The organism is Streptomyces sp. NPDC107521, from assembly GCF_055598485.1.
This window is the reverse complement of record NZ_JBVKAT010000021.1, coordinates 28,128-53,702: the sequence shown is the minus strand read 5'-3', so window position 1 is coordinate 53,702 and position 25,575 is coordinate 28,128. Positions and strand designations below refer to the sequence as shown.

Below are 25,575 nucleotides of genomic sequence, written 5' to 3'. Positions count from 1 at the left end.
GCCACCGGCGCGCACCCCGGCCGGGGCGCCGGCCGCCCGGCGCACGGACGCTCAGGGCACGTGGAACGGCACGCTGGTGACGACGATCTTGGGCAGCGGCCGCAGGGCGCGGCGCAGCCGGGCGGCGGTCTTGCTGTGCAGCGGGCGGTGGCGCAGCCGCAGGGTGACGATCTCCGGCAGGATCACCGTGATGGTGAGGTCCGGGCGCTGCCGGTGGAGCGCCTCGACGTAGTGGATCAGCGGTGCGACGGTCGCCCGGTACGGGGAGAGGACGACGTGGAGCGGCAGGTGGTCGCCCCAGACGGTCCACTGGTCGCGGAACCTGCTCGCCTCCTCCTCGCTGGGGCTGATGTGCAGGGCGAGGGTGGGCTGCCGGAGCGACGCGGCGTAGGCGAGGGCCCGCAGCCCGGCGAGGTCGAGCGTGGCGAGGGCGACCACCGCCAGGTGGTGCACGGCCTGGGGTGTCTCCTCCTCCTCCGCCTCCTCCCCCGCGCCGTCGCCGTCGGGCCGTACCGCGCCGGGCCGGGCGCCCGGCGGGGCGGCGGGCCGCGCGGGCGGTGCCGCCGGGGCACGGGCGGGTGCGCCGGCGGCGGCGGGTGCCTCGGCGGCGCCGGGGCGCAGCCGGAGCGCCTCGGCGGCCGTCCGGTAGTGCCGCCGGATGCGGGTGGCCAGGAGGAAGAAGAGTCCGATGGCCACCAGGGCGATCCAGGCTCCGGCGGTGAACTTGGTGATGGCGGCGGTGATCAGGACGAGGACCGAGAGCACGGCCCCGGTGGCGTTGAAGGCGAGGCTCTTGCGCCAGTGCCGGGTGCGGACGCGGCGCCAGTGCACCACCATCCCGGCCTGCGACAGGCTGAAGGCGAGGAACACGCCCACGGCGTAGAGCGGGATCAGCGCGTTGGTCTCGCCGGCGAAGACCACGAAGACCAGGGCGGAGGCGGCCGAGAGCAGGGCGATGCCGTTGCTGAAGGCCAGGCGGTCGCCCTGCCGGAGGAACAGGTGGGGGGCGTGGCCGTCGCGGGCGAGGAGGAACAGCACCCGGGGGAAGTCGTTGTAGGCGGTGTTCGCGGCGAGGAGCAGCACGGCCGCCGTGGCGGTCTGGACGTACACGTAGAGCGGGCCGGAGCCGAAGGTCAGCCGGGCGAGCTGGGACAGGACCGTCTCCCCGGCCCGCGGGACGACGCCGCGCAGGTGGACGACGGCGACGACCCCGGCGAACAGGGTGACGAGCAGTCCGGTCATCCAGGTGAGGGTGGTCCGGGCGTTGCGCCACCGGACGGGCCGGAAGGCCGGTACGGCGTTGGAGATGGCCTCGATGCCGGTCATGGCCGTGGAGCCGGAGGCGAAGGCGCGCATGACGAGCAGGAGGCCCACGCCCTCGGACGCGTGCAGGGGCGGGGCGGGAGCGGCCCGGAACCCCTGCCCGGCCGCGTCCGCCAGGTTCCCGGCGATCAGCGCCGCCATGGCCAGGACGAAGGCGTAGGTGGGCGCGGCGAACAGGACGCCGGCCTGCCGGACGCCGCGCAGGTTCCCGGCGAGCAGCAGGCCGATCATGGCCAGTCCGAGGGGTACCGTCGCGGAGGCGAGCGAGGGGACGGCGGAGGTGATCGCGGCGATCCCGGAGGCGATGGAGACCGCCACGGTGAGCACGTAGTCGATCAGCAGGCCGCCCGCCGCGGCCAGCCCCGGCAGGAGGCCCAGGTTGTCCCCGGCGACGATGTACGAGCCGCCGCCGTGCGGATAGGCGCGGATCGTCTGCCGGTACGACACCCCCACCACCAGCATCAGGAAGGCGATGGTGGCGGCGATCGGCAGGGAGTACGACAGTCCCGCCGTGCCCGCGAGCACCAGCACCGCCAGCATCGCCTCGGGGCCGTAGGCCACCGAGGAGAGGGCGTCGGCCGACAGCACCGGCAGCGCGACGAGCTTGCGCATGCTCTCCCGCACGACGGCGGTGCTCCGCAGCGGGGCGCCGAGCACCACCCGGCGGGCGCGGTGCGCGAGGCGGCCCGTGCGCGAGCGCGCGGTGTCCCCGGCGTCCTCGGTCTCCCCGCCCGGCGGGGCCGGTCCGCCCCGGGAGGTGATGTGTGCCAGTTGGCCGAACCGGGTGGGGCGGATCTCCGCCGCCGGGGGGAAGGCGCCCGTGTCCGGGTCGACGGGGAGCGCCCGGCGCGCCGCCCCCGGGGACGGCACCGCCCGGCGCCACTGGCGGCCCACCCGGCGCAGTACCCGGAGCTGCTCCTCGTCGAGCCCCGGCAGCGCGCCGAAGGGACCGGGCGGCACGGGGTCCCGTTCGTCCCCGTGCTCTTCGCCGTGGTGACGGTCGCGGTCGTGGTCGTGGGGACGGGCCTTTCTCACACCGCCCAGTGTGGACAGGGCGGGGCCGGATTCCGGTGACCCGGCCGCAGGTGCACCCGCCTGGCGGCATCGCGGGCCGTCCGCGGCGCCACCGCCCGGTCGCCCCGGCCGTCCGGCACGCGCCCCGGCCCGGGCGGCTCCCCCGCGGCTCGGGGCCGTACGGGGGGGGCGGGTGCCGCCGGCCCCGTGGCACCCGCCGGCCGGGATGCCGCCCCCGCGCCCGAGGGGCCGGACGGGCGTCGTCGCCCCGGCCCGGCTACCGTCCGAAGCGCCCCGGGGTGTAGCTGACATAGCGTCAATTCACTTCTGTCTCAAAGAAGTTGGCAGAGACCACCCGTCCCCCACCGGTTGCCGCAAGCGGCGCCGGCGGGCCGGGGCCCGTTGCTAGCGTGGCCGCATGAAGTTCAGTCATGTGGGGAGCAGCGGGCTGGTCGTGAGTCGGCTGGCATACGGCAACTGGCTGACCAGGGGGCCTTCGAGGAGTGCGGAGACCGATCAGGAGTGCGTCCGGGCGGCGCTGGACCTGGGCATCACCACCTTCGACACGGCGGACCTCTACGCGGACGGCGCGGCCGAGGAGTCGCTGGGGCGGGCCCTCAGGGGCGTGCGCCGCGAAGGGGTGGAGGTGCTCACCAAGGTGTTCGGGCCCACCGGCCCGGGCCGCAACGACATGGGGCTCTCCCGCAAGCACATCAGGGAGTCCATCGACGGTTCGCTGCGCCGCCTGGGCATGGAGTACGTGGACGTCTACCAGGCTCACCGGTACGACCCCTCCACTCCGCTGGCGGAGACCATGGAGGCGTTCGCCGACGTGGTGCACTCGGGCAAGGCGCACTACATCGGGGTGTCCGAGTGGACCGCCGGGCAGATCCGGCGCGGCCACGCCCTCGCCCGTGAGCTGAGGATCCCGCTGGTGTCCAACCAGCCGCAGTACTCGGCCCTCTGGCGGGTGCCCGAGGCGGAGGTGATGCCGGTCTGCGAGGAGCTGGGGATCGGGCAGTTCGTCTGGTCGCCGCTGGCCCAGGGGGTGCTGACCGGCAAGTACCTGCCGGGGACGAGCCGGCCCGAGGGGTCGCGGGCCGCGGACGCCAACGACGGCAGCGAGGTACTGACCCCGTGGCTGAAGGACGACGTCCTGGAGCGGGTCCAGCGGCTGCGCCCGGTCGCGGAGGACCTCGGGCTGACCCTGGCGCAGCTCGCCCTCGCCTGGGTGCTGCGTCACCCGGGCGTGTCGTCCGCCGTGCTCGGCGCCTCCCGTCCGGAACAGCTCGCGGACAACGTCAAGGCCCTGGAGGCCCGGCTCGACGACGGGGTGGTGGCGGCCGTGGAGGAGGCGCTCGGCCCGGTGGCGAACCGGGACCCGGCCGCCACCGAGAGCAGCAGCCCCGCCGATCCGGAGTGGCGGCTGTCCTGACGCGGCGCGGAACGCCCGCCCCTCCCCCGGCCGGACCGGCGGGCGAGGGGCGGGCGTTCCGCGGTGTCAGGCCGCGGGGCGGGGGCTCACCAGGCCACCGGCATCCGCAGCAGGCTGCGCACCTGCATCCCGTCCTTCCACTCCAGGCGCTCCACCGGCACCGCGTACCGCAGGTCCGGGAAGCGGGTGAGCAGGGCGTCGATGGCGACGAGCAGTTCCAGCCGGGCCAGCGGGGCGCCGAGGCAGCGGTGGATGCCGTAGCCGAAGCCCAGGTGCGGGTTGGGCTCCCGGGCCGGGTCGAAGCGGTCCGGGTCCTCGAAGACCGCCGCGTCCCGGTTGGCCGAGGGGATGGCGGGAAGCACCGACTCGCCCGCGCGCACCAGCGTCCCGCCCAGTTCCACGTCCTCGCTCGCGTAGCGGGCGAAGGTGACGTGGGAGATCAGGGGGACGTAGCGCAGGAGTTCCTCGACCGCGCCCGGCAGCAGCGCGGGCTCCGCCCTCAGCCGGGCCAGCTCGGCGGAGTGGGTGAGCAGGACGTGGAGGGAGTCGATGAGCTGGGAGGAGACCGTCTCGTGGCCGGCGATCAGCAGCACGCTGGCCAGCTCGACCAGTTCCTGCTCGGAGAGCTTGTCCTCCTCGTCGCTGGCCCGGACCATGGCGCTGATCAGGTCGTCCTGCGGCTCCGCGCGGCGGCGCGCCATCAGTCCGCCGATGTACGCGTACAGCCGGTCGGTGTCGTCCTCGATCTCCTCCGGTGACATCACGGTCGTGGCGGAGAAGGCGTCGAGCCAGCCGCGGAACTGCTCGCGGTCCTCGAAGGGCACGCCCAGCAGGTCGCAGATGACGGTGCCGGCGAAGGGGACGGCGAAGCCCTCCATCAGGTCGGCGGGGGCGCCCTCCTTCTCCAGGGCGTCGATCAGGGAGGCGGCCTCCCGCTCGATCCCCGGGCGCAGCCGCTCCACCCGGCGCATGGTGAAGACCTTGGCCAGCAGCCGCCGCAGCCGGGCGTGGTCGTGGCCGTCCATGCCCAGGATGCTGGTGTGGATGGGCAGCGGGGTCAGCCGCGACTCGTCGTGCTCGGCGGCCAGGGCGCGGCTGAAGCGGGGGTCGCCGAGGATGGTCTTCATGTCGGCGTGCCGGGTGACCAGCCAGGCGTCCTCGCCGTACGGGCAGGAGACCCGCAGGACGGGCTCCTTCTCCCGCAGCCGCTCGTAGAGCGGGTCGACGTCGAGGGCGACGGCCTCGGTGAAGGGATAGGCCGGGGGGCTGTCCATCGGGCAGGACGGCTGGGACGCGGTGCTCTCGTTCATGCGGTGCGGGCCTCCGGGACTCGGGCGGGCGGGACGGCGAGGCTCCTGGGCCGCAGATCGGTCCAGTTCTCCTCGACGTAGGCCAGGCAGGCGGAGCGGGCGGCGGGTCCGTGGGCGGTGCGCCAGCCCGGGGGGACGGGGGTCGTGGCCGGCCACAGGCTGTGCTGGTCCTCGTCGTTGACCAGGACCAGGAAGACGGCGTCGGCGTCGTCCCAGGGGTTGCTCACACTCACGGGTGTCGTCCTTCCACGGTGCGGGGGATGGTGGTGGGCGGTGGGCCGGTGCGCGGCGGCGGCGCCGTCACGCGGACCGGCGGGGGTCCGGCTGCGGGAAGAAGCCGGTGCCGGTGAAGTGGTCGACGTAGGCGCCCAGCAGCCGGGCGTCGAGGGGCGGCAGGTCGATGCCCGTGCCGGCCAGTCCGGCGGTGGTGTTGGCCCGGTCGAAGCGGAGCCGGCCGAGCCGGTGGAGCGCGGGCAGGGTGTCGGCGAGCAGCAGCGCCGCGTCGAGGTCCGCCGTGCCCGCGTCGGCCCGCTCCCGCACGGTGCGGGTCCACTCCTCGGGGGACATGGCGTCCAGCCGGTGGCCGCGGGCGCGGAGGGTGTCCAGTACGCCGGTGACGGGGACGGGGTCGGGGCAGACCAGGTGGTGGGCCAGTCCGGTGCCGCCGGGGCGGCGGGAGAGGGCGACCACGGCGGCGGCGACCCGGTCGACGGGCACCATGTCGACCAGGAGCGGGCCGCGCGGGTCGCGCTCGGGGAAGGGGGCCGCGCCGACGATCAGCATGGCGCGGACCAGGTGCCAGAAGACGTCCCGGTCGGAGCCGGCCCCGGTGCGGGTGTCGCCGCCGATCCGGCCGCAGCGGTAGACGCTGACGGGGACGCCGCGCTCCCCCGCCGCCCACACCAGTTCCTCGGCCACCCACTTGCTGGCCGGGTAGCCGCCGGGGATCAGCCGCCGGGCGTCCAGCCGGAGCGCCTCGGGGACGGGTCCCGGCTCCGGGCCGCCGCCCGCGTCCCGGTCCGCGCCGTCGTCCCGGGCCACGGCCACGGCAGCGGTGGACAGGTGGTGCACGGGCACCCCGCCCGCCTCGGCCGCGAGCCGCAGCACCTCCGCGGTGCCGGACACGTTGGCCGGTGCGAGCAGGTCGTAGGAGTCCACGGCGCTCACCCGGGCGCCGTTGTGGTAGATCGCGTCCAGGTGCCGGGTCAGCTCCGCGAAGTCCCCCGGGTCGAGCCCGAGCAGGGGGCGGGTGAGGTCGCCGGGGACGGGCACGATCCGGCCCCATGACGGGGCGTCGACCGTCAGCCCGTAGGTGTCCAGGGCGGCCTGGATCCGGGCGAGGGCGTCCTTCTCGCTCGTCGCCCGCACCAGGCAGTGGACGTCGGCGCCGGTGCGGTCAAGGAGCTCCCGCAGCAGGAACGCGCCGAGGAACCCGGTGGCGCCGGTCAGCAGGACGCTCTCCCGGCGGCCGGGGCCGGACGGGCGGAGGACGCCGGACCCGTGGCCGGGACCGGACGGCTCCCCCGTGCCGGGCGGCGGGACGGCCCCCGGGAGGTGTCCCGTGCCGGACGGGTGACCGGGGCCGGACGGGTGACCGGGGCCGGACGGATGCCCCGGGCCGGCCGGGCGGGGCCGCACGGCGAACGCGGGGCCGAGGCGGGCGTCCGCGCTCAGGCGGGCGGGACCGGCGGCCCCGGGCCCGGCCGCGGACGCCGGTCGGGTCCCGGCGTCCAGCACGGCCAGCAGCGCAGCCGGCGTCTGGTGCTCGAAGAGCGTGCCCACGCCCACCGCCGCGCCCGTCCGCCGCCGCAGTTCGCTGATCAGCCGGGGCACGAGCAGCGAGTGCCCGCCCAGGGCGAAGAAGCTGTCGTCCAGGGTGACGTGCTCGACCTTGAGGACGTCCGCGAACACCTCGCACACCAGCCGCTCGCGGGCGCCGACCGGTGCCCGCCCGGCCGGCAGCGCGGCGAAGTCCGGCTCCGGCAGCGCCGCCCGGTCCACCTTGCCCGTGGCGGTGACGGGCAGCGCGTCCAGCACCGTGATCACGGCCGGGACCAGGTGGTCGGGCAGGACGGCGGACACCCGGGCGCGCAGCGCGTGGCCGTCGGCGGCCCGGACCCGGTCCGCGGGCACGGCGTACCCGGCGAGCAGGATGCCGCCGTGCCGGTCCGGGCGCGGTACGACGACGGCCTCGGCGACGCCCGGCAGCGCCCGCAGCGCCGCCTCCACCTCGCCGGGTTCGACCCGGAAGCCCCGGATCTTGAGCTGGTCGTCGGCGCGCCCGGCGAACTCCAGGTCGCCGTCGGCGTTCCAGCGCGCCAGGTCGCCGGTGCGGTACATCCGGCCGCCGGGTGCGCCGAACGGGTCGGCGACGAAGCGGTCGGCGGTCAGCGCGGGGCGGCCCAGGTAGCCGCGGGCCACCCCGGCACCGGCGACGTGCAGTTCGCCGACGACGCCGGGCGGCACCAGCCGCAGGCCGTGGTCGAGGACGTAGACGCGGGCGTTGACGGTGGGGCGTCCGATGGGCGGGGCGACGGGGGCGGACAGCGCTCCGCTGAGCGTGGCGCAGACGGTGGTCTCGGTGGGGCCGTAGCCGTTGTACAGGCGGCGGCCCGGGGACCAGTGGCGGACGGTGTCGCCGGAGGACGCCTCACCGGAGACGATCATGGAGGTGAGGGAGGGCAGCCGGGCCGGTTCCAGGACGGTGAGCGCGGCCGGGGGCAGGGTCGCGTGGCTGACCCGGTGCCGGGCGACCAGCGCGGTGAGCGCGGGGCCGGGCGCGGTGGCCTCGGCGGGGGCCATGACCAGGGTCGCGCCGGTCAGCAGGGTGCCCCACAGCTCCCACACCGCGCCGTCGAAGCCGTGCGGGGCGAACTGGAGGACGCGGCTGCGTTCGGTCACCCCGAAGCGGCTGCTCTGCGCCCCGGCGAGGCCGGCGATGCCCGCGTGGGTGACCACCACGCCCTTGGGGCGGCCGGTGGAGCCGGAGGTGTAGACGACGTACGCGGGATGCGCCCGGGTCAGCGGGGCGCGCCGGTCCGCGTCGGTGACGGGGGTGCCGGGGTGCCCGGCCACCGCCCGCCGTGTCCCCGGCGCGTCCAGGACGAGCCGGGGCGCGTCCGCCGTCCCGGGCAGGGCGGGCGCGGTGGCGGTGTCGGTGAGCAGCAGGACCGGGCGGGCGTCCTCGGCCATGAGCGTCAGCCGCGCGGCCGGGTAGCCGGGGTCCAGCGGGAGGTAGGCGCCGCCCGCCTTGGTGACGGCGAGGGCCGCGACGACCGCCTGCGGGGTGCGGGGCAGGGCGATGCCCACCACCTGCTCCGGTCCGATCCCGCGCGCGATCAGCTCCCGGGCCAGTCGGCTGGAGCGCCGGTCCAGGGTGCGGTAGTCGACGGTGCGGACGCGTCCCGTGCCGTCGTCGTACCGCACGGCGGTGGCGCGCGGGGTACGGCGGGCCCGGGCGTGGAACAGCTCGGGAAGGGTGCCGAGCGGCACGTCCTCGTCGGGCCGGCCGCTGCGGGCGAGCAGCAGGTCGCGCTCCCCGGGCAGCAGGGCGTCGAGGGAGCCGATCCGCTGCCCGGGGTCGGTCGTCGCGCCGGTCAGCAGCCGGAGGAAGCGGTCGAGCAGCCGCTCGACGGCGGTCCGGTCGTAGAGGTCGGCGCGGTACTCCGCGACGCCGGTCATGCCGTCCGCCCGCCGGTCGGGCCCGTGGTGCTCCTCCAGGCTCACCGAGAGGTCGAAGCGGGAGGCGCCGGTGTCGGCGCGGCGCGGGGTGACGGCCAGTCCGGACAGGCGCGCGGCCCGGCCGGGCGCGTTCTGCAGGGCGAGCAGCACCTGGAACAGCGGGTGGTGGCCCGCCTCGCGGACGGGGGCGACGGCGTCGACGAGCTGCTCGAAGGGCAGGTCCTGGTGGGCGTAGGCGGCCAGGTCGCCCTCGCGGACCCGGGCCAGCAGCTCCCGGAAGGAGGGATTGCCCGAGGTGTCGGTGCGCAGGACGAGGGTGTTGACGAAGAACCCGACGAGGTCGTCCAGGGCGGGGTCGGTGCGTCCGGCGACCGGAGTGCCGACGACGATGTCGTCGCCCGCGCCGAGCTTGGTCAGCAGCACGGCCAGGGCGGTGTGCAGCACCATGAAGACGGTGGCGCCGAGCTCCTCCGCCAGCAGGGCGATCCGCCGGTGGAGGTCGGCGTCCAGGGTGAAGTGCACGGTGCCGCCGGGGCCGTCCGGGGTGCCGGGACCGCCCTTCGGCACCGACTGGCCGGCGGGCCGGGTGACGGGGAGCGCCGTCCGGCCGGGCAGGTCCGCCAGCGTCTTGCGCCAGTGGGCGAGTTGCCGGGCCGCCGTGCTGTCCGGCTCGCTCGCCCCGCCCAGCAGGCGCCGCTGCCAGAGCGTGTAGTCGGCGTACTGGACGGGCAGGGGCGCGGCGTCGGGGGCGCGGCCGGCGCGGCGCGCGGCGTAGGCGTCGGCCAGGTCCCGCCAGAGCGGCGCCAGGGACCAGCCGTCGCAGGCGATGTGGTGGACCACCAGGACGAGGACGTGCCGTTCGGGCGCGAGGCGCAGCAGCCGGGCGCGGACCGGCAGGTCGTGGGCGAGGTCGAACGGCTCGCGGACCAGGGCGGCGACGGCGGCGTCGGTGCGGGCGCGGTCGGCGGCGGACTCCTCGGTGCGCGTGCCGTCGGTGCCGGTGCGCGTGCGCGTGACGTCGGTGCGCGTGCCGCCACGCGGCGGCGCGCCGGGCGCCGGACCATCGGCCGGCGTGCGGTCGGCCGAGGTGCCGTGGGCCGGTGTGCCGTCGGACATGAGGTCCGCCGGTATGGGGTCGGTTGGTATGGGGTCGGTTGGTATGGGGTCGGTTGGTATGGGGTCGGTTGGTATGGGGTCGGTTGGTATTCCGTCGGCCGGTACGCGGTCGGCGGGTACGCGGTCCGGTGGTACGGGGGTCGCGGGTGCGCGGTCCGCGGGTGTGCCGTCGGCGGGCCGTCCCTGCGGCGGGACCGCACCGTGCGGGACGTCGGTCACGTCGAGCGGGGGCCGGGCCGCGGCGCCCGTCAGGACCTGCTGGTACGGGACGCCGCCGGTCTGCGGGAAGACGGTGCGCAGGCTCTCGTGCCGGGCCACCACATCGGCCAGCGCCCGTTCCAGGGCGTCCCGGTCCAGCGGCCCGTCGAGGTCGAGGACGAGCGGCACGTGGTAGGCCGCGCCGGTGTCGTCGAGCTGGTCGAGGAACCACAGCCGCCGCTGGGCGTACGACAGCGGTACGCGCGCGGGCCGCCGCTCCGCCGTGAGCGCGGGGCGCCGCCCGGCCTCGGCCCGCCGCACCACGTCCGCCAGTCCGGCCACGGTGGGGGTCTCGAAGACGCCGCGCACCGGCAGTTCCACCCCGAGGAGGGCGCGCAGCCGGGTGCTGAGCCGGGTGGCGGACAGGGAGTGGCCGCCGAGCGCGAAGAAGCCGTCGTCGATGGTGACCTCGCCGACGCCGAGGATCTGGGCGAACAGCTCGCACAGCAGCCGCTCCAGCGGGTCGCGCGGCGGCCGTCCGCCGGGGGCGGCGCCGGTGCCGGGCTCGGGCAGCCGCCGCCGGTCGACCTTGCCGTTGGCGGTCAGCGGCAGACGGTCGAGCACCACCGTGGCGGCGGGCAGCAGGTACTCGGGCAGCCGGTCGCGGAGATGGGTGCGGACCGAGGCGAGCAGCGGGCCGGTGTCACGGGCCCGCGCGGGGGCGTTGACCAGGGCGGCCGGGGCCGCGTCCGCCGGGTCGGGGGTGCCCGGGACCAGGGTTCCCGGGGGCCGGTCGGTGAGGACGAGGTCGAGGGTGCCGGGGGTGGTGGCCGACCAGAGGGCGGAGAGCCGCAGACCCAGGGCCTCGGCCGCCCGGTGGAACTCCTCCAGGTGCTCCTCCGGCGCGGGGGTGTCCCCCGGGACGGGACCGTCCTGCGGGCCGGACCCCTCCGGACCGGGGGCGACATCGGGACCGGGGGCGACATCCCGACCGGGGGTCGCGCCGGAACCGGCCGTGGCGTCCGCACCGCCGGTGCCGGCGGTGCCGCGGTTGTCCCCGAGCCCCGGGGTGTCCCCGGGTCCGGGACCGCCCTCGGGGCCGGAGGCGTCGGCCTCCGGTAATCGGGCCGCCGCCGGGGCCTCCCCGTCCTCCGCCAGGGCCCGCGCCGTCCGGTGCACGGACCGCAGCCGGGCGTCCGGGACGCCGGTCAGCCGGAGGGTCACCCCGCCGCGCCCGGTCGCCGGCCCGGCCGGTCCGGCGGGGCCGGTGAGTCCGGCGAGGCCGGCGGGGGTGGTGACGTCCCGCCCGTACACCAGCTCCCGGACGTCCGGGGGCGGCGCCGCGGGGCGGTCGCCGGGACCGCCGGCCTTGCGGAGGACCGCGTCGTAGCGGTAGCGGGTCAGTTCGTTGGCGTACCGGCCGCGCTTGACGCGGGTCTCGCTGCCCACCACGTCCGGCAGGGTTCCGGCGAGCCGGGTGAAGAAGGCCGGGTCGACCAGGAGCTCCTTCTCCCGGACCAGGCTCCGTTCGACGGCGGCGCGCAGGGCCTCGTGGTCCTGCGGGCGTCCCGGGCGGCGCAGTTGGACGTCGGTGTGGAAGGTGCGCAGCAGCCGCAGGTTGCGCACGTCGCCGACGAAGACGGTGCCGCCGGGGGCGAGCACCTCGACCGCGGCGGTCAGCACCTCGGCGAGGTAGTCGCCGTCGGGGAAGTACTGGGTGACGGAGTTGACGACGACGGTGTCGAAGAGGCCGTGCGGCAGTTCGCCGGTGCGGTGGGCGGGCAGGTGGCGCAGTTCGACCCGGCCGGCCAGGGCGGGGTCGCGGCCCACATGGGTCCGCAGGGCGGCGACGGCCTCCCGCGAGAGGTCGGTGCCCCAGTACGCCTCGCAGTGGGGCGCGAGGCGGGAGAGCAGCAGGCCGGTGCCGACACCGATCTCCAGCACCCGGCGGGGGCGCAGTTCACGGATGCGGGCCACGGTGGCGTCGCGCCACTCGCGCATCTGCTCCGGCGGGATGGGCCGGTCGTCGTAGCTGCTGTTCCAGCCGGAGAAGTCCTCGCCGAAGGCCGTGGCGGCGGTGTCCTGGTATAGGGTGTCGTAGATCTGGCGCCACTGGGCGACGGACTCGTCGTCGTCGGCGCGGCCGTCCGCGGACCCGGCCGCGGGTCCGGACCCGGTCCCGTCGGTGGTCCCGGTCCCGTCCCCGGTCCGCTCGGTGGGGACGACGTAGGCGACCAGCCGCCGCTGGCCCGCGGGGTCGGGGCGGACGACCACCGCGGCCTGGGCGACGCCGGGGTGGGTGCGTAGGACGGCCGCCACCTCGCCGGGCTCGACCCGGAAGCCGCGGATCTTCGCCTGGTCGTCGCCGCGGCCGACGAACTCCAGCTTCCCGTCGGCGGGGCGGCGCACCAGGTCGCCGGTGCGGAACAGCCGGGCGCCGGGGGTGCCGCAGGGGTCGGCGACGAAGCGCTGGGCGGTCTGCGCGGGCTGCCCCCAGTAGCCGCGGGACAGGCCCGAGCCGCCCAGGTACAGCTCGCCGACCTCGCCCGGCGGGACGGGGCGCAGGTCCGGGCCGAGGACCTCCGCGCGCATGCCGGACATGGCGGCGCCGATGGGCACGGCCCCGCCGAGGGTGCCGGGGTCGCTCACCCGGTGGCAGGTGGCGAAGGTGGTGGTCTCGGTGGGTCCGTAGCCGTTGACCACGGCCGTTCCGGGGCAGGCCGCCAGCACCCGGCGCACGGCGGCGGCCGGGACCTCGTCGCCGCCGGTCCACACCTCGCGCAGTCCGGCGAAGCAGCCCGGGTCCTCCTCGGCGAGCACCGCGAACAGCCCGGCGGTCACCCACAGCGCGGTGACGCCCTGGCCGCCGACGGCCGAGGCGACGGCGGCGGCGTCGAGTTCGCCGGGCGGGGCGACCACGACCGCGCCGCCGGTGAGCAGCGGCACCCACAGCTCGTAGGTCGACGCGTCGAAGGCGTGCGGCGAGTGCAGCAGGACGCGGGCGTGGGCGCCGCCCGTCCAGGCCCGGTCCCCGGCGAGGTCCACGACGTTCCGGTGGGTGACGGCGACGCCCTTGGGAACGCCGGTGGACCCGGAGGTGAACATCACATAGGCCAACCTCCCGCCGTCGACGGTGGTTCCGTGGTCCTCGGGCGCCGCTTCCGGCTCGGGGCCGGCGGCCGGGGGCACCAGGAGGACGCGCAGGCCGGCGGCGGCCTCCGGCACCGGGAGTTCCCCGGTGGTCAGCAGGAACCGGGCCCCGGTCCCCTCCAGCATCCCGGCCAGGCGCGCCGAGGGCTGGCGCGGGTCGAGCGGCAGGTAGCAGCCGCCCGAGCGGGCGACGGCGAGCAGTGCGACCACCAGTTCCGGGGACCGGTCGAGCGACACGGCCACGACGCACTCCGGACCGGTCCCGGCCTCCACCAGGCGCCGGGACAACGCGGCGGCGCGGGCGTCGAGCTGGCGGTAGGTCAGGGTCAGGGCCCCGCTGACCAGGGCGGTCGCTCCGGGGGTGCGCCGGACCTGTCGGGCGAACGCCTCGGGGAGGCTCGCGCCGCGGTCGGCGGGACGTTCGGCGAGGCGCCCCTCGGGGCGCTCACGAAGGCGCCCCGAGGGGCGCGGGTCGGACAGGTGCACGGAACTCCTCTGTACTCCTGTGCGCACCCGACGGGGACACGGCGGCAGCGGCGGTCCGGTCGGGGGCGTGGGGACGGACACCAGACGGGCTGGGGGTACAGGCTGTTCAACGATGTGCGCAGATCGCGACAAAGAATGTCACGCAGCGTTGCGTCATGGTCACTCTTTCAGCTCATCTGCGCACAAAGCGTCATTTACCGTTTGCTATCGGTAAGAACGCTGGTACCGGGGACGGAGAGGTTCATTCCGCGCAAGGACGTCCCCACCGGAAGACTCCCCTCGGCTCCCTCGTGTCACATCGGCACCGGCGACATTGGCCGGAAGCAGCGATCGGAGATCCCTCCCGGGGGCCAACCTTCGGCAAACCCCGGTCACGGACCGCCACCCGGTGAGAAGATCGCGCGCCGGACCCGCCCCACTCCGGCCCGCTCCCCCTCCCGTACCGCGCCCGGCGTCCGCGCCGGGCCCGTACTCCCGCATGCCGACAAGGAGTTCACCCATGGCTGAGTCGACCCGCCCGCGTCACCCGCGGCGCGGAGGCCGGGGCTCCGTCGCCGTACGGGAGCACCCCCGCCGCACCGGCTCACCGGCGGGACGGGGAGGCGTCCGCCCGCACGCACCCGGGCCCGCGGCCCCGCGCCGGAAGGCGGACGGTCCCGCCGGACCCGTCACCGACACCGCCCCTCCCCAGCGGCGGGGCGGCCTCCCGCACGGGCCGGCCGGCCCGGCGCGTCGGGCCCGGCCACGGCCGTCCGCCGCGCCCGTACCGGCGCGGTTCCCGGCCCACCGCGCCGCCCCGCGCACCGGATCCTGTCCGGCGGCGGGAACACCGCCCGCCAGCCGGGGGCACACCTCGCCGCCCGCTCCCTGAGAAGCGGCGGCCCCCCTCCGCACCGCACACGGCCGGGACGCCCGGGAGCGCCGGACGGCCCTCCCCGCACGCCCCGGCCCATCCGCCCGATCCCACCGCGTCCGGCGTCCGCCGGAGCGCCCTCACCCGATGGAGTCCCCATGGTCACCCCGGATCCCACCGCCTCACCCGCCGCCACGGCCACACTGACGAGCGACGGCTTCCGCCCGGACACCGGAGTCAGCGCGGAGATGGTCGGCCGCCCCATGCGCTTCGCCTCGCGGCGCCACGCGCCCACCGAGACCTACGCGGAGGTCGCCGCCGACCGCGTCTGGCGCGCCCAGCGGAGCCTCGGCGTCAGCGGTGACGGCCGGGAGGCGATACACGCCCTGCTCCAGGAGATAACCGGGTCCTGGGGACGGCTCCCCGTCGGCACGCCGCCCGCGCGCGCGGGCTGGGTCTCCATCGACGGATCGCCCTTCGAGCCCTCCGTCGCCTGGGCCGGTGACGTCCCGGGCGTCCGGATCTCCCTCGAACCGCCGGGCGACGGCACCGCGGTCTCCCGGATGCGCGACGCGATGGCCCTCACCCGGCGGCTGGCCGGACGTCCCGGTGTCTCGGTCGACCGGCTGCTGGCGGTGGAGGACCTCTTCGCCCGGGACGACCCCCAGGGCTACTTCACCTTCGCCCACGCCGTGGCCTGGCGGCCCGGCGCCGACCCCCAGTACAAGGTCTTCCTCAACCCCGCGGTCGCCGGGCGGGAGGACTCCGCCCGGCGCACCGGGGAGGCCATGCGCGCCCTCGGCCTGGAAACCCCCTGGCGGGCACTGGTGGACCACCTGGGCGGCGCCTTCGGACCGGCCCACGAGCCGGTGGCCGTCGCCCTGGACCTGACCGGGGGACGCGACTTCCGCGCCCAGGTGTACGTGGCCCACTCCGGGGTGGGCGCGGCCGGGATCGACGCCAGGTCGGCCGTCGCCCGCGACCACGAGCCGGGGCTCTTCGCCCGCGCCCTGGAGGGCATCAACGGCCCCGACGGGACCGGGGCGTGGCAGCGCAAGCCCCCCGTCACCACCTTCACCCTCGACACCGTCCACGATCTGCCCAGCGCGACGCTGTACGTCCCGATGATCCCGGTCCACGACCACGACGCCGCCGCGCGCGACCGGGTCGTGGCCTTCCTGCGCGCCGAGGGCTCGCCCGCCGCCGCCCCCTACGCCAAGCTCCTGGACGACCTGGCGGACGGCCCCCTCACCGAGTCGCTCACCCAGAACTTCGTCTCGTACCGGGGCGGCCCGAAGCCCAGGTTCTCCGTGTACCTGGCCCCGGGGCTCTACCGGGCGGCGTGACCAGGGGCGGCGGAGCACCTCCGGGGCGCCGGGGCGGCCGGAGGGCCGGATGACCCGGGGCCGTGGTGCCCCCCCCTGGGGCCGGGGCGGACTCGGGGCGGCGGGGCCGGCACGCGGCTTCCGCTTCCGTCCGCCCCCTCCCGGCCCCGCCGCCGTGCCCGACGGGGGTGCGTCCCGTCCGGCCACCGGCGCGAGCGGCACCCGGGCGACCGTCCGGGCGCCGCTCGCCCCCATGCCCGCGGCGGTGGCACGAGCGCCGCGGCCGGGGCACCGGGCGCCCGTCGGCCTCCCGGGAGGGCGGCCATCCGCCACGGGAGACCGGGGACGCGCGGGGCGGACGCTCGGGCCGCGCCACGGAAGGCGTACGCGACCGGCCCGGCCGGTCACGGCCCGCCGCGGTCCGGTCCGGCGCCGCCGGTCCCGGCCCGTGCGCGACGGACTCCGGAAACGGCTCAGGGGCCGTTCCAGATTGCTCTGAAACGGCCCCTGAACTGCGACTTCGTAAAGTCGGGACGACAGGATTTGAACCTGCGACCCCTTGACCCCCAGTCAAGTGCGCTACCAAGCTGCGCCACGTCCCGATGCCCGCCTGACCTGGGGTTTCCCCCGGCCGAACGTGCAGGAAAACCATACCGCACTCGGGCCGGTGGTCGTGCACCGCTTTTCCGCGGCGGCGCCTCCCGGCCCGGTCAGCGGCGCTTGCCGCAGGCCGACCCGGCGGTCCCGGCCGGGCCCTGGGCGGGTTCCGCGCCGGGAGCGGGTCCGGGGCCGGGCCGGGAGGCGGGCTCCGGCTCCGCCGCGGCGGTCGACACGGCCCGGGGCGCGTCCACGCGGACCAGGCCGCGCACGGCCGAGATCAGCAGCAGGGCGACGGGGACGACGAGGCTCATGAAGCCCGCGACGAGCAGCACGTTCCCGGCGCCCAGCAGCGAGGCGGCGGGACCGGCGAGGGCCTGGCCGACCGGCACCATGGCCAGCGAGCCCGCCACGTCGTAGGCGTGGATGCGGTTGAGCACCTCGCCCGGCACCTGCGTCTGGACGCTCGTCGCCCACATCACGCCCCAGAAGGACAGGCCCGCCCCGGCGACGGCCGCCCCGGCCGACATCGCGGGCAGCCCGAGACCGGCACCGACCGCCGCCGGGAAGGCCGCGAAGCCGAAGAGGGCCACCGCTCCGGCGCGCAGCATGCGGCGCGGGCGCAGCCGGAGCGCGACCAGGCCGCCGACGACGGTCCCGGCGCCGAGGGCGGAGTTGAGCAGGCCGTAGGCGCGGGGGCCGTGCTGCTGCACCACCTCGGTCGCCACCAGCGGGATCGTGGGCCCCCACACGGTGACCATGTAGACGCACCAGACGGCGATGACGCCCCAGAGCCAGGTGCGGGCGCGGAACTCCCGCCACCCCACGCCGAGATCGCCGCGGAACGCCTTCCATCCCCGGGCCCCGGCGGAACCGTGCGCGGCGGGGGCCGCGCCGGGGACCGGCGGGGGCAGGCGGAGCAGCAGCAGGCACAGGGCGCTGACGCCGTAAGTGGCGGCGTGGGCCGCGAAGACGCCGCCCGGCGAGGCGAAGCCGACCAGCAGTCCGGCCACGGCGGGCCCGGCGAGCTGGGCGGCGGACTCGGCGACGCGTATCGCGCCGTTCGCGCCCTGGATGTCGGAGGCGAGCCGGGGCACGGTGCTGGCGACGCCGGGCTGGAACACGGCGCCCGCGACACCGTTGACGAAGCCGATGGCGCAGATCTCCCAGAGCACCACGTGCCCGGAGAAGAACAGGGCGGCGGCGACGGCCTGGGTGCCGAGCCGCACCAGATCCGCGCCGATCATCAGCTTGCGGGTGCTGAACCGGTCGGCCAGCACCCCGCCGAAGACGACCAGCCCGGCGAACGCGGCGGCGGTCGCGGCCATCGCGAGGCCGACGGCCCCGGCGCCGTACCCGTGCTGGAGGAGTCCGGCGGCGAGGGCGACGGGGAGCATGGTGTCCCCGAGCCGGGCGACGGCGCGGGCGACGAAGAAGAGCGAGAAGTCCCGCGACCAGACCGGGCGCGCACCACCCGCCCCGGCCGCTCCGTCGGACGTGGGCTCTGCTGGCTTGGCTCCGGTCATCCCGCGCCGCTTCCCTCCCGGCCGGTCCCGCCGGCCCCTGTGACATCGCCGTCCCGGCCCGGCCGCTGCCGCCGTCCCCGGAAACCGCCGCGCCCCCTGTGCCGCCGGGATCCCCCTCCGGTCCCGGCCGCCGCGCGTGTCCACGGATCATGCCACGGGGCACCGGCGGTGCCCGAGGGGGTTTCACTCCCCGGGCAGCCCCAACCGGGGGTGGGAGTCCTGCAGCCGGACGGGGGCGGCCTGGCGCCAGGAGTCGGCGAGGATGTCCCGCAGCTCGTCCTCCCCCTCCAGGGCGGCCAGCCGGGCCCGCACCCAGGCGAACTGGGCCTCGTGACCGGCGATCCAGAACTTCTCCGGCTCGGCCAGCACCAGTTCGTCGCGCTCGTCCCTGGGGCAGCGCACCGCCATGGAGGTCTCGTCCTCGGGCAGGGTGGCGAACATCTTGCCCGCGACCCGGAAGGTGGGCATGCTCCAGGCGGTCTTCTCGGTGGTGTCCGGCAGGGACAGGGCGATACGGCGTACGTCTTCGGCATCCGGCATGGGAGGCACCGTAACCGCCGCCACTGACAGCCGCGCCCCGGGCGGCGGCGCCGGGCGGAGCGGTCCGGGAAGCGCTCCCGGGACCGCGGGGACGTGCCCCGGGGGCCGCACCCCGGACCGCGGGGCCGTGCCCCGGGGGCCGCTCCCGGACCGCGGGGCCGTGCCCCGGGGGCCGCTCCCGGACCGCGGGGCCGTGCCCCGGGGGCCGCTCCCGGACCGCGGGGCCGTGCCCCGGTCCTACTCCCCCGCCGCCGCCTCCAGCGCGCCCAGGACCGGGCGGATCAGCGGGTGCTCCTCGGCGCCCCGGCGCACGGCGGCGAAGACCCGGCGGGTGGGGGCGACGCCGTCGACCGGGCGGACCACCACCCCGGCCAGATCCATCCCGAGCAGCGCGGAGCGCGGGACCAGGGCGACCCCGGCGTCGGCGGCGGCGAGGGAGACGACGGCGCGGAAGTCGTCGGAGGAGTGCTCCAGACGGGGCTGGAACCCGGCGCTCTCGCAGGCCAGCACCACCACGTCGTGGCAGGGGTTGCCCGGGTAGGGCCCGATCCACGGGTCCTTGGCCAGCTCGGCGAGCGGCACCTCGGCCGCTCCGGCGAGCCGGTGCGCGACCGGGACGACCGCGTCGAAGGGCTCGGCGTACAGCGGCACGTGGGTCAGGCGCGGGTCGTCGGCGGGCGGCGCCCCCCGGTACTCGACGGCGACGGCGACGTCGAGCCGCCGGTCCAGCACCATGGGCAGGCTGGCGTCGCCCTCGGCGTCGTGGACGCGGATGCGGATGCCCGGAGCGGACGCGGCGAGGCGGGCCAGCGCGGGGGCGACGACCAGGGCGATGCCCGTGGCGAAGGACGCGACGGTGACCGTACCGGCGGCGCCGGAGCCGTAGGCGGCCAGTTCCGCCCCGGCCCGTTCGAGCTGGGCGAGGACGGCGTTGGTGTGGCGGAGCAGGATCTCCCCGGCCGGGGTCAGCCGGACGCCCTTGGCGCCGCGCTCGACGAGACGGTGCCCGGTCTCCTGCTCCAGGGCGGTCAGCTGCTGGGACACCGCCGAGGGGGTGAGGTAGAGCGCGGCGGCCGCCGCCGTCACGGTGCGGTGGTCCGCCACCGCCCGGAGGATGTGCAGCCGCCGCGCTTCGATCACACCGTCGATTCTGCCAGGTCGCGGCCCTGGCACCGGCCCGGCCCCGGCACCGCCCCCGTCAGGCGTCGAGCTGCTCCCGGGCCGCCACGAAGGCGTCCACCGCGCGGTTCACGTCGTCCGCGGAGTGCGCGGCGGAGAGCTGGACGCGGATGCGCGCCTGGTCCTGCGGCACCACCGGGTAGGAGAAGCCGATCACGTAGACGCCGCGTTCCAGCAGCAGCTCGGCCATCCGTCCGGCCCGCGCCGCGTCGCCGATCATCACCGGGGCGATGGCGTGGTCGCCGGGGAGGACGTCGAAGCCCTCCCCGGTCATCCGGCGGCGGAACAGCGCGGTGTTCTCCGCCAGCCGCACGCGCAGGTCGTCGGCGGACTCCAGCAGGTCGAGGACCTTCAGGGAGGCGGCGGCGATCACCGGGGCGAGGGTGTTGGAGAACAGGTAGGGCCGGGAGCGCTGGCGCAGCAGGGCGACGATCTCGGCGCGGGCGGCGACATAGCCGCCGGAGGCGCCGCCGAGCGCCTTGCCGAGGGTGCCGGTGATGATGTCGACCCGGTCCATGACGCCGTGCAGTTCGGGGGTGCCCCGCCCGCCGGGGCCGACGAAGCCGACGGCGTGCGAGTCGTCGACCATGACCATGGCGTCGTAGCGGTCGGCCAGGTCGCAGATCTCGCGCAGCGGCGCGACGTAGCCGTCCATGGAGAAGACGCCGTCGGTGACGATCAGCCGGCGGCGGGCGTCCCCGGCGGCCTTGAGCCGGGTCTCCAGGTCGTGCATGTCGCGGTTGGCGTACCGGAGGCGGCGGGCCTTGCTGAGGCGGATGCCGTCGATGATGGAGGCGTGGTTGAGGGCGTCGGAGATCACCGCGTCCTCGGGGCCGAGGAGGGTCTCGAAGACGCCGCCGTTGGCGTCGAAGCAGGAGGAGTACAGGATGGTGTCCTCCTGGCCGAGGAACGCGGAGAGCCGGGCCTCCAGTTCCTTGTGCACCTCCTGGGTGCCGCAGATGAAGCGGACGGAGGCCATGCCGTAGCCCCAGCGGTCCAGGGCAGCGTGGGCGGCGGCGACGACCTCGGGGTGGTCGGCGAGGCCGAGGTAGTTGTTGGCGCAGAAGTTGAGGACCTCGCCGGGCCGGCCGCCCGAGGTGACGCCGACGGTCGCCGACTGCGGGGTGCCGATGACCCGCTCCGGCTTGTGCAGCCCGGCGGCGCGGATCTCGTCGAGGGTGGCGCGCAGGTCGTCGCGCACGGAGTCGAACATCTCACTGGCTCCTGAAGAGACGGATGGATTAAGCGGTCCAGTCGAGGATGACCTTGCCGCCCCTGCCGCTCGCGGCATCGGCGAAGGCCGCCTCGAAATCGCGGTGGGAGTACCGCCCGGTGATCACCGGAGTGAGGTCCAGTCCACCCTCCAGCAGTACCGACATGGCGTACCAGGTCTCGAACATCTCCCGTCCGTAGATGCCCTTGAGGGTGATCATCGAGGTGACGATCCGGGCCCAGTCGACGGGGAACTCCTCGGCGGGCAGGCCGAGCATCGCGATCCGGCCGCCGTGCGTCATGTTGGCGATCATGTCGCGCAGCGCCTCGGGGCGGCCGGACATCTCCAGGCCGACGTCGAAGCCCTCGCGCAGGCCCAGGTCGCGCTGGCCGTCCGCGATGGTGGCCCGCGAGACGTCGAGGGCGAGGCTCACGCCGACCTTGAGCGCCAGCCGCAGCCGCTCCTCGCTCACGTCGGTGATCACGACGTTGCGCGCCCCGGCGTGCCGGGCCACGGCGGCGGCCATCAGGCCGATCGGCCCGGCCCCGGTGATGAGCACGTCCTCGCCGACCAGCGGGAAGGAGAGCGCGGTGTGCACGGCGTTGCCGAACGGGTCGAAGATCGCGGCGACGTCGAGGTCGACGGGCACGCGGTGGACCCAGACGTTGGACGCGGGCAGGGCGACGTACTCGGCGAACGCCCCGTCCCGGCCGACGCCGAGGCCGACCGTGGCCCGGCACAGGTGGCGCCGTCCGGCCAGGCAGTTGCGGCACTTGCCGCAGACGAGGTGGCCCTCGCCGCTGACCCGGTCGCCGGTCTTGACGTCGACGACGTCCCGGCCGGTCGCCACGACCTCGCCGGCGAACTCGTGGCCGACGATCAGAGGGGTGCGGACGGCCTGCCGCGCCCAGCCGTCCCAGTCCCGGATGTGCAGGTCGGTGCCGCAGATGCCGCTGCGCAGCACCTTGATCAGCACGTCGCCGGGTCCGACGGCGGGCTCCGGCACGTCCGCGAGCCAGAGCCCCGGTTCCGCCTTGTCCTTGACCAGCGCCTTCAACGCGGGGCTCCTGAGGGTGAGGTCCCGGCGCCGGGCATGCCGAAGGCACCCGGGGCCGGGGAGGGAAGTGGATGCGCACAGCAATCTGCCGTACGGCACCGGCCCCGGTCCATCGAGCGTTTCTTAACCCCGGCCCCAGCTTTCCTTCACGCCGCCGGGCGGGCACCGGCGGGACACCGGCGGGCCGGGCGCTCCGGACGGCGCCTCCGGAGTGGTGCTCCCGAAGGGGCCCGGACGCTGGTGCCCCCGGCGCGAGTGCCGGACGCGGGTGCCCCTGGCGCGGGTGCTCCCGGGCGCGGGTGCCCCCGGCGCAGGTGCTCCCGGGCGCGGGTGCCGGGTGCGGGGCGGTCACCGCCGGGGCGCCGGGGCCGCCGGGGTCACCCGGTGCGCGGCGTCGCACCGGCCCCTCGCGTCACCGGCCGCCCTCCGTCGCGGTGGCCCCGCGTCACCGGGCCGCACGCCTCCGCGGCCCGGCGCGGCCGGTCACAGCGGGAAGCCGTCCTCCGCGCTGCGCTCGATGCGCCGCACCAGATCGGCGGCGGTCGCCTTGATGGTCTCCAGACCGGCCCGGCCCCAGGTCCGGGGCCGCACATCGGCGGCGGACACCGTCCCCAGCGCCGTCCCGGTGCTGTCGATGAGCGGGGCGCCGAGGTAGGAGCGGATACCGAAGGCGTCGACGACGGAGTTCCCGGCGAACCTCGGGTAGTCGCGCACGTCGTCCAGGACCAGCGCCTTGCGGCGGACCGCGACATGGGGGCAGAAGCCGTGGTCGCGGGGCTGGAGGCGGTGGAGGACGGGACGGGCGCCCCCGGTGGGCGCGACGGACGCGGAGCGGGAGGGCGGCGCGGGCTCGGGCACGCACAGCCCGGCGTAGTACTGGCCGTTGTCCACCAGGAAGTTGACCATCGCGTAGGGCGCCTCGACGAGCGCGGCGAGATGGGCGGCGAAGGCGTCGAGCGCGGGGTCCGGGCCGTCGGCGAGCCCGAGCAGGCGCAGTCGTCCGACGCGGGCCGGCGCCTCCCGGTCCTCCGGGGTGAGCAGCAGGCGTCCGGCCGGGCGCGGCGGGTCGTGGCTCATCGGCGGGCTCCGTCGCTGTGGGCGGGCGTCATGTGCGCCTCCGTGGGGGTGGGTTCGGCGGGAGCGGGGGTGGTCACCGGCGGACGCCGTGCCCCGCCGCACCGGCCGGGGTACGGGCGATCAGATGGCGTACGAGGGTCACCAGGGTCTGCACCCCGGAACTGGAGATCCGGGCGTCGCAGGGCACGACGGGGACGTCGGGGCGCAGGTCGATGGCGGCGCGCACCTCCTCGGGGTCGTAGCGGTGGCCGCCGTCGAACTCGTTGACCGCGACGACGAAGCCGAGCCCGCGCTCCTCGAAGAAGTCGACGGCGGCGAACGACTCCTCCAGGCGGCGGGTGTCGGCGATGACCACGGCGCCGAGCGCCCCCTCGCACAGCTCGTCCCACATGAACCAGAACCGCTCCTGGCCGGGGGTGCCGAACAGGTAGAGCACATGCTCGCGGTCGAGGGTGATGCGGCCGAAGTCCATGGCGACGGTCGTCTCGTGCTTGTTCTCGATGCCGTCCAGGCTGTCGGTGGCGGCGCTGACGGTGGTGAGCAGTTCCTCCGTGCTCAGCGGCGCGATCTCGCTGACCGCGCCGACGAAGGTGGTCTTGCCGACCCCGAAGCCGCCGGCCACGAGGATCTTCAGCGCGGTCGGGAAGGGTTCGGGGCCGCCCGTGCGGGCGCGGTCAGAGCTGTCGTCGTAGTCCATCGAGCACTGCCTCCAGAAGGGCCCGGTCCGTGGGGTGGTGGTGGAACGCGGCGGGTGGCCCGGCGGTCAGGGCGCCGCAGTCGACGAGGTCCGACAGCAGCACCTTGGCGACCGCCACCGGGAGCCTGAGCCGGGCCGCCAGCTCGGCCACCGCGCGGGGCGCCCGGCACAGGGCGAGGGCCTGGGTGTGCTCGGGCCCGAGATAGCCGAGCGGGACGGCTCCGGTGGCCCGCACCTGGGACATCAGGTCGAGCGCGACGCTGGGCCGGGTACGGCCGTTGCTGATGGTGAAGGGGCGGACCAGCCGTCCGGCCGCGTCGTCGATCCAGGGCTCGTCGGCGACGGACACGCTCACGGCCTCATCGCCGCGGGTTCGCCGGTGTGCTGGCGGGGCGCGGTGACCAGATAGGGCCGGACGCTCTTGACCAGCATGGCCATCTCGTAGCCGAGCACGGCGGCGTCGGCCTCCCGGCCCGCCAGCACGGCGAGGCACGTGCCGGAGCCCGCGGTGGTGACGAAGAGGAGGGTCGAGTCCAGTTCGACGACGACCTGGCGCACGTCGCCGCCGTCGCCGAAGCGGACTCCGGCGCTGCGGCCGAGCGAGTACAGGCCGGAGGCCAGGGCCGCCATGTGGTCGGCGCTGTCCCCGTCCAGCCCGTGGACGGACTTCACCAGTCCGTCGCAGGACAGCAGCACCGCGCTGGTGGTGTGCGGCACGCGCTGCACGAGGCCGCTCATCAGCCAGTCGAGGTCGGATGCGGGGCGCGTCGGCGCGTCGCTCGCCATGGTGGATCGACTCCTTGGGGTGGGAAGTGCTGCGGGAGCCCTGGTGGGGGCGGTGGTCGGACGGACGGGGAGGGCCGGGCCGCCCGGCGGGGCGGTCATCCGGCGGGGTCCCCGGGAGCGGGCGGCGCGGGCACGGGTCCGCCGGGGGGAGGCGGGGCCGCGGGGGGCGCGTCCGGGGGGAGGTCCCGCGCCGCGCCCCGGTGGGGCGGCTCGCCGCGGGCCGGTGCGCCGGTTCCGGTTCCGTCCTCCGCCCGGCCCCGGGTGGTGCGGGCGGGTGCCGTGCGGCGCCAGGCGGCACGGGACGGCTCCAGGAGGCCGGGGTGCGCGCTGTCCACGGAGCCGGGGGCCGGGTACGGGGGCGCCGTGGGGCCACCGGGCTCCGGCGGACGGGGTGCCGCGTGCCGGGGGTCGGTGGGACGGGGTTCCCCCGCAGGGGCATGCCGCGGACCGGGGTCCGCCGTGCGGGTCTCCATGTCGCTGAACTCCCTGTACCGGGGCTCCATGTGACGGGGTTCCAGGGGACGGGCCTCCATGTGACGGGGTTCCGTCCGCAAGGGTTCCGCCGGGCGCGGCTCCGGGGGACGGGGGCCGCTCCGCCCCGGTTCGGCCGGACCGGCCCCCGGGCGAGGGGGTTCCGGGTGACGGGGGTCCCTGGGAGCGGGAAGGAACCGCCCGCTCCCCTCGTACCCGATCGCCGGGTGGCCCGGCTCCACGGGGCCCGGTTCGCCGTGGCCGGACCCCAAGGGGCCCCTTTCACGGTGGCCGGACTCCACGGGACGCGGTTCACCGTGACCGGATCCCTCTGCCTTGAGGCCCGGTTGCCCATGGCCCTGCTCCAGGAAGCCCGGTTCCGCGTGGCCGGAGTCCCTGAGGCCCCGCTCCATGAAGCTCGGGTCCATGTGACCGGGACCGGGCTCCCCGCGGTCCGCGAGGCGGGGCTCCGTACGGCCGGGCTCCGTGTCCCCGGCCCCGGTGTGCCCCGGGCCGATGGGCCCGGACCCGTTGTACCCGG

Annotated in this window: 15 protein-coding genes and 1 tRNA gene; 2 read left to right on the top strand and 14 right to left on the bottom strand. The window is 76.4% G+C overall.

Annotation, left to right across the window (positions count from 1 at the left end):
• Positions 1–51: 51 nt before the first annotated feature.
• Positions 52–1,935: an APC family permease gene (locus ACZ7LB_RS26145; RefSeq protein WP_471471727.1), complete on the bottom strand. Its 1,884-nt coding sequence runs from the start codon at positions 1,933–1,935 to the stop codon at positions 52–54.
• An 820-nt stretch (positions 1,936–2,755) separates the two neighbouring features.
• On the opposite strand from ACZ7LB_RS26145, the gene ACZ7LB_RS26140 reads away from it, so the two are divergent.
• Positions 2,756–3,772: an aldo/keto reductase family protein gene (locus tag ACZ7LB_RS26140; RefSeq protein ID WP_471471659.1), complete on the top strand. Its 1,017-nt coding sequence runs from the start codon at positions 2,756–2,758 to the stop codon at positions 3,770–3,772.
• A gap of 86 nt (positions 3,773–3,858) precedes the next feature.
• Here ACZ7LB_RS26140 and ACZ7LB_RS26135 read toward each other — a convergent pair whose 3' ends face one another.
• The 3 genes from ACZ7LB_RS26135 to ACZ7LB_RS26125 all read right to left on the bottom strand — a co-directional run bounded on the left by ACZ7LB_RS26135 (position 3,859) and on the right by ACZ7LB_RS26125 (position 13,713).
• Positions 3,859–5,082, bottom strand: coding sequence for a cytochrome P450 (locus ACZ7LB_RS26135; RefSeq protein WP_471471658.1), 1,224 nt, complete (start codon positions 5,080–5,082; stop codon positions 3,859–3,861).
• The gene (locus ACZ7LB_RS26130) at positions 5,079–5,309 is read right to left on the bottom strand and encodes an MbtH family protein (RefSeq protein ID WP_471471726.1); all 231 of its coding nucleotides are present in this window, start codon (positions 5,307–5,309) and stop codon (positions 5,079–5,081) included. Before ACZ7LB_RS26130 ends, ACZ7LB_RS26135 begins: the two co-directional genes overlap by 4 nt.
• Before the next feature lie 73 nt (positions 5,310–5,382).
• The gene (locus ACZ7LB_RS26125) at positions 5,383–13,713 is read right to left on the bottom strand and encodes an amino acid adenylation domain-containing protein (RefSeq protein ID WP_471471657.1); all 8,331 of its coding nucleotides are present in this window, start codon (positions 13,711–13,713) and stop codon (positions 5,383–5,385) included.
• 1,011 nt (positions 13,714–14,724) lie between these two features.
• On the opposite strand from ACZ7LB_RS26125, the gene ACZ7LB_RS26120 reads away from it, so the two are divergent.
• Positions 14,725–15,912 (top strand): hypothetical protein, encoded by a 1,188-nt coding sequence (locus ACZ7LB_RS26120; RefSeq protein WP_471471656.1) that lies wholly within the window; start codon positions 14,725–14,727, stop codon positions 15,910–15,912.
• Between the two features lie 507 nt (positions 15,913–16,419).
• Here the strand turns inward: ACZ7LB_RS26120 and ACZ7LB_RS26115 are convergent.
• The 10 genes from ACZ7LB_RS26115 to ACZ7LB_RS26070 all read right to left on the bottom strand — a co-directional run bounded on the left by ACZ7LB_RS26115 (position 16,420) and on the right by ACZ7LB_RS26070 (position 24,563).
• Positions 16,420–16,493, bottom strand: a tRNA-Pro gene (locus ACZ7LB_RS26115).
• A gap of 108 nt (positions 16,494–16,601) precedes the next feature.
• A complete protein-coding gene (locus ACZ7LB_RS26110; RefSeq protein WP_471471655.1) occupies positions 16,602–18,014 on the bottom strand; it encodes an MFS transporter in 1,413 nt (470 codons plus the stop codon).
• A gap of 183 nt (positions 18,015–18,197) precedes the next feature.
• A complete protein-coding gene (locus ACZ7LB_RS26105) occupies positions 18,198–18,554 on the bottom strand; it encodes an MmcQ/YjbR family DNA-binding protein (protein ID WP_471471654.1) in 357 nt (118 codons plus the stop codon).
• Between the two features lie 237 nt (positions 18,555–18,791).
• Positions 18,792–19,694, bottom strand: coding sequence for a LysR substrate-binding domain-containing protein (locus ACZ7LB_RS26100; RefSeq protein ID WP_471471653.1), 903 nt, complete (start codon positions 19,692–19,694; stop codon positions 18,792–18,794).
• Positions 19,695–19,752: 58 nt separating this feature from the next.
• Positions 19,753–20,946, bottom strand: coding sequence for a glycine C-acetyltransferase (locus ACZ7LB_RS26095; RefSeq protein ID WP_471471652.1), 1,194 nt, complete (start codon positions 20,944–20,946; stop codon positions 19,753–19,755).
• A 28-nt stretch (positions 20,947–20,974) separates the two neighbouring features.
• A complete protein-coding gene (gene tdh, locus ACZ7LB_RS26090; protein WP_471471651.1) occupies positions 20,975–22,003 on the bottom strand; it encodes an L-threonine 3-dehydrogenase in 1,029 nt (342 codons plus the stop codon).
• 483 nt (positions 22,004–22,486) lie between these two features.
• On the bottom strand, positions 22,487–23,080 hold the full coding sequence (locus ACZ7LB_RS26085) for a GAF domain-containing protein (protein ID WP_471471650.1): 594 nt from the start codon (positions 23,078–23,080) through the stop codon (positions 22,487–22,489).
• Positions 23,081–23,153: 73 nt separating this feature from the next.
• The gene (locus ACZ7LB_RS26080) at positions 23,154–23,777 is read right to left on the bottom strand and encodes a GTP-binding protein (protein ID WP_471471649.1); all 624 of its coding nucleotides are present in this window, start codon (positions 23,775–23,777) and stop codon (positions 23,154–23,156) included.
• A complete protein-coding gene (locus ACZ7LB_RS26075) occupies positions 23,755–24,132 on the bottom strand; it encodes a DUF742 domain-containing protein (RefSeq protein ID WP_471471648.1) in 378 nt (125 codons plus the stop codon). The genes ACZ7LB_RS26080 and ACZ7LB_RS26075 overlap by 23 nt, the downstream gene beginning before the upstream one ends.
• Complete coding sequence (locus tag ACZ7LB_RS26070) at positions 24,129–24,563, bottom strand: roadblock/LC7 domain-containing protein (protein WP_471471647.1); 435 nt, start codon at positions 24,561–24,563, stop codon at positions 24,129–24,131. The genes ACZ7LB_RS26075 and ACZ7LB_RS26070 overlap by 4 nt, the downstream gene beginning before the upstream one ends.
• Positions 24,564–25,575 lie beyond the last annotated feature (1,012 nt).